The organism is Segeticoccus rhizosphaerae, assembly GCF_009192725.1.
Taxonomy (GTDB): domain Bacteria; phylum Actinomycetota; class Actinomycetes; order Actinomycetales; family Dermatophilaceae; genus Segeticoccus; species Segeticoccus rhizosphaerae.
Map to the genome: position 1 here is coordinate 1 of NZ_VOHR01000380.1, position 3,307 is coordinate 3,307.

Here is a 3,307-nt window from a genome sequence, read left to right on the forward strand (position 1 = left end):
GACCCGGGCGCCCGCCGCGACCGCAGCCCGCGCGGAGCGGCGCAGGTTGGCGTCGTCGAAGTTCGCGAGCCGGTTGGCCGTCGCCCGCACCTCGCGACGCATCCGTCGCTCCTCCCACGCCAGCACGGCGTCGTGCGCGCCGAGCCGGGTGAGCATCGCGCCGATGGTGTCACCGTCACGGATGACCACCCGGTCCACGCCGCGGACCTCACGCGCCTTGGCCTGGATGTCGAGGCGCCTGGCCGCGCCCACCAGTGCGAGCGCCGCCTCGGGACCCGGACAGGTGATCTCCAGCGCGGATGAACGACCCGGCTCGGTCAACGACCCGTGTGCGAGGAAGGCACCGCGCCAAGCCGCCTCGGCGTCGCAGACGGCGGCGCTCACGACGCGCGGGGGAAGTCCGCGCACCGGTCGACCACGGGTGTCGATCAGACCGGTCTGCCTGGCCAGCGCCTCGCCGTCCTGCACCACCCGCACGACATACCGGCTGCCACGGCGCAGTCCGCCGGCCGCGACGACGACCATCTCGCTGGAATGGCCGTAGACGTCCGCGATGTCGCGCCGGAGCCGGCGCGCGGCGTTGGCGGTGTCGAGCTCCGCCTCGATGACGATCCGGCCGCCGATGATGTGCAGCCCTCCGGCGAAGCGGAGCGTCGCCGAGACCTCGGCTTTGCGGCAGCAGGTCTTGGTCACCTGGAGGCGACTGAGCTCGTCTTTCACCCTTGCCGTCATCGCCATGCGAGCCATCCTGTCATTCCTCGTCGCGTCATGGGGCAGGCCGTGCCCCGGTCCCCCCGTGTGCGCGCCATCATCTCATCCGGCGTCAACGCGCGGCGCCGCCTCAGAGCAGGACGTCACGGTAGGCCGCGGCCAGACGCAGGGAGTCGTGGTGGCCGGGTTGGTCGACGTCGGCGACCGGTGCGATCACCACCTCTGCGCCCACACCGGCGGCGACGCGACGCAGCAGCGCTCCCGAGTCGTCCAGCGTGCTCGGGTCGGCGAGCACCACGTCGATGTGCAGGTCGGGCGCGTGGGCGGCCAGCACCTCCAGGTGGTCGGCCGCCGAAAAGCCCTCTGTCTCCACATCATTCATTAGCAGGTTGAGGGTGAGCAGCTTCTTGGCCTTGGTCTTGACGAGCGCCTCGTGCAATTTCGGCACGAGCAGGTGCGGCATCACCGAGGTGAACCAGGAGCCCGGCCCCAGCACCACCCAGTCTGCGTCGAGGATAGCGGTGATGGCCTCGCTGCACGCCGGTGGTTCCTCGGGGAAGAGACGGACGCCGAGCACCTTGCCGGGTGTGGTGGCGACGGCGTACTGCCCGCGCACCTGGGTGACCTCGTCCGGCCGATGGGGGTCGGCGCCGAGGACACTGGCCTCGATGTCGAGGGGCACCGACGCCATCGGCAGCACCCTCCCCCTGGCGTTCAGGAGCCGGGCCACCAGGTCGAGGCCGGCGACCGGGTCGCCGAGCAGGTCCCAGAGCGAGGTGATGAGCAGGTTGCCCAGCGCGTGTCCGCCGAGGTCGCCGTCGCCGGCGAAACGATGCTGCAGCACGTCGCCCCACTGATGGCCCCACTCCGTGTCGTCGCACAGGGCCGCGAGCGCCATCCGCAGGTCGCCTGGCGGCAGCACGTCGAACTGCTTGCGCAGCCGGCCGCTGGACCCGCCGTCGTCCGCGACCGTGACGATCGCGGTGATCCCGTCGGTGACCAGGCGCAACGCCGACAGCGAGGCCGCCAATCCGTGGCCACCGCCCAGCGCCGCGACCCTGGCCCGGCTCATTCGCGCCCCAGGTCGCGGTGCACGACGATGGTGCCGACGTCGGGGCCGGCCAGCCGGGGAGCGAGGGCCTCGGCCATCGCCACCGACCGGTGCTTGCCGCCGGTGCACCCCACGGCGATGGTGACGTAGCGGCGGCCCTCGCGTTGGTAGCCGGCGAGCATCGGCTCGCACAGGCTCACCACCCGCTCGAGGAAGTCGAGGGCGCCCTCCTGGGCGAGCACGAAGTCGGAGACCGCCTGGTCCTGACCGGTGAAGGGCCGCAGCTCGGGGATCCAGAACGGGTTGGGGAGGAAGCGCATGTCGAAGACGAGGTCGGCGTCGAGGGGGATGCCGTACTTGAAGCCGAACGACATCACCGCGATCCGCAGCCGTGGGCCTGCCGAGGTGCCGAGGATCTCGTCGACCTTCGCGGCGAGCTGGTGCACGTTCAGGCCCGAGGTGTCGATGAGCACGTCGGCTTCCGAGCGCAGGTCACCGAGCATCTCCCGCTCGCGGAGGATGCCGTCGAGCATCCTCCCGTCCCCCTGCAGCGGGTGCGGCCTGCGGACCGACTCGAAGCGTCGCACGAGCGCCTCGTCGGTGGCTTCCATGAAGACCACCGTTGCGTGCCAGCCCTTGGCCCGAAGGGTCTCCAATGCCGAATGGAATTCGTCGAAGAAGTTGCGGGCCCGCACGTCGACCACCGCGGCGAGCCGCGTGACCGCGCCACGTGACCTGCTGGCGAGCTGGATCATCGGCAGCAGCATCTGCGGCGGCAGGTTGTCCACGACGTACCAGCCGTGGTCCTCCAGGACGTTGGCGGCGGTGGTGCGGCCGGCACCGCTCATGCCGGTGACGACCACGATCTCGGTGTCGTCGGGCACGGCGGCCTCGGCCGACTCGACCGGACGGCCGGGGTCCTTGCCGGAATCGCTGTCGGAACTCGCGCCCGAGGCACCGCCTGCGTCGGCGTTGTCCGCGGCGCGTTTGCCCGGTCCCCCTGCGACAGGTGTCGGGGGTGTGGGGTGATCGGTCACCTGATCCTCCTTCACCTAGTCGAGCACCTCGCCGGTCGTGACGTTGACCGCCGGTTCGGCCGGGGACTCATCATGCAGTACACGATGAATGGTGACAGCCAACGCGGGGCCGATGCCGCGAACCTGCTGGATCTCGTCCACCTCGGCCGCGCGGAGCCGCTTGACCGAACCGAACTGTCGCAGCAGCGCCTTGCGCCGCACCTCACCCAGTCCGGGGACGTCGTCCAGCACGCTGTGCGTCATCGCCTTGGACCGACGCTGACGGTGGAAGGTGATGGCAAACCGGTGCGCCTCGTCGCGCACGCGCTGGAGCAGGTAGAGGCCCTCGCTGGTGCGGGGAAGGATGACCGGGAACTCCCGCCCGGGCAGCCAGACCTCCTCGAGCCGCTTGGCGAGGCCCACGACGGCCACGTCGTCGACGCCGAGCCCGGCCAGGGCCGCGGCGGCCGCGTTGACCTGGGGCAGGCCGCCGTCCACGACGACGAGCTGCGGGGGGTAGGCGAAGCGG

4 protein-coding genes are annotated in these 3,307 nt (G+C 71.3%); all 4 read right to left on the reverse strand.

Features of this window, described 5'->3' with window-relative positions:
• Nucleotides 1–738 (reverse strand): DNA-binding protein WhiA (gene whiA / locus FRW57_RS19315; RefSeq protein WP_152186803.1); only part of this gene is annotated, 738 nt, incomplete at its 3' end.
• A gap of 103 nt (nt 739–841) precedes the next feature.
• Nucleotides 842–1,783 carry a gluconeogenesis factor YvcK family protein gene (locus FRW57_RS19320; RefSeq protein WP_152186804.1) on the reverse strand — a complete coding sequence of 314 codons (942 nt, stop codon included), beginning with the start codon at nt 1,781–1,783 and terminating at the stop codon, nt 842–844.
• Nucleotides 1,780–2,610: an RNase adapter RapZ gene (rapZ, locus tag FRW57_RS19325; RefSeq protein ID WP_238384677.1), complete on the reverse strand. Its 831-nt coding sequence runs from the start codon at nt 2,608–2,610 to the stop codon at nt 1,780–1,782. Before rapZ ends, FRW57_RS19320 begins: the two co-directional genes overlap by 4 nt.
• 204 nt (nt 2,611–2,814) lie before the next feature.
• A partial coding sequence (locus FRW57_RS19330) for a helix-hairpin-helix domain-containing protein (protein WP_238999494.1) occupies nt 2,815–3,307 on the reverse strand: 493 nt, incomplete at its 5' end.